The sequence below is a fragment of the Clostridium sp. AUH-JLR23 genome (assembly GCF_964238065.1).
Taxonomy (GTDB): domain Bacteria; phylum Bacillota_I; class Bacilli_A; order Erysipelotrichales; family Coprobacillaceae; genus Allocoprobacillus; species Allocoprobacillus merdigallinarum.
Genome location: NZ_CAXSKY010000043.1, coordinates 1 through 1,180, shown reverse-complemented (window position 1 = coordinate 1,180; position 1,180 = coordinate 1). Strand labels below are relative to the sequence as shown.

The following is a 1,180-nucleotide window of genomic DNA, read 5'->3' as shown; positions in this document are numbered from 1 at the left end:
GTTGGAATAGAATCCATAGTAGCGAGTCATCTTGAAGTTTTCATCCGGACAGTGTCTGATGACTTTTTGGATGAATCTCTCAACTCTTTCAGTGACATCGATTCTTTTGTCATCCTCATGACGATTATAGAACCAATGAATCATTTTGGTCGTGTCATTATATTCTACAATTCTGCTTTCTGCCATGACAGGTCTGTTGGTATAGCGTGTTATATATGCGACGGTATCATCAACATCATCTTCGCTCTGGTCTTTTTTTGGTTCTTTGGCATAGACATAGAAACCATCGGGATAGTTTTTATACAGAGAATTTTTAAGTGCATGGAATTGTCTTGTGTTGATTTTCCTGTCAAGAAGGTCAAGGATCTGAAACATCCAGGTTTTTCTGAGCTTGTTGAAATCCATATAGGAAAGGCTTTTGATGGAGTCCTTCCTGAGATTGAGGGCATCCTGACAGACAAGCATATGGATATGAGGATTGAATTCAAGGGGTCTGCCAAAAGTATGAAGGGTAGAGATGGCACCAAAAACAACATTATCCTTTGTATCCTTATAGAGATAGGGGGAAGAGGATTTTCGGAGCTTTCTGTGTTTTTCGAGTCTTTTGTTTTTTCTGAACTTTGCATCGTTGGCAAGAGCGCTGATGGTATTTCTGGAAGCGATGAATAAAAGGTCGAGGAGAGAACGATCTCTGATGAAATAATCACGGAGCTCTTGGGCGACAGTAAAAACGATATGGCGATGCTTGCAGGAGAAAGTCATGGCAGAGATGGAAATGGAACGCTGTTTAGCAGATTTAGAGGCACACTTAGAGCAGAACCTGGATTTGCAGGTATGAGGGATGGTCGTTTCAAAACCGCAGTCAGGACATTCATACGTATCAAAACCAAGATAGATGAAACCACAGAGGATAGTATCGAGAACATTCTTATAAGTCACATCACGCATTCTATTGTCATTGTAAAGCTTGGTAATATAATCGATATTATCAAAAAATATATAACCAAAAGATTCTTTAGTATTCTTTCTTATATAAGAAGATAAGACAGCAGAATCGTATAAAAGAGTATCAGGAGTAGAGAGATCAATCATAAGAACACCACCTAAGATGATTATACAATACAAAAAAGCGATAATCATCAAAGATGATTAATCGCCATGGACAAAATTTATTTTGTCC

The 1,180-nt window shown here is 38.3% G+C and carries 1 protein-coding gene; it reads right to left on the bottom strand.

Annotation, left to right across the window (positions count from 1 at the left end; all coding sequences use genetic code 11):
• On the bottom strand, positions 1-1,092 hold a 1,092-nt coding region (locus ACESR5_RS12000; protein WP_373155995.1), incomplete at its 3' end, for a transposase.
• Positions 1,093-1,180 lie beyond the last annotated feature (88 nt).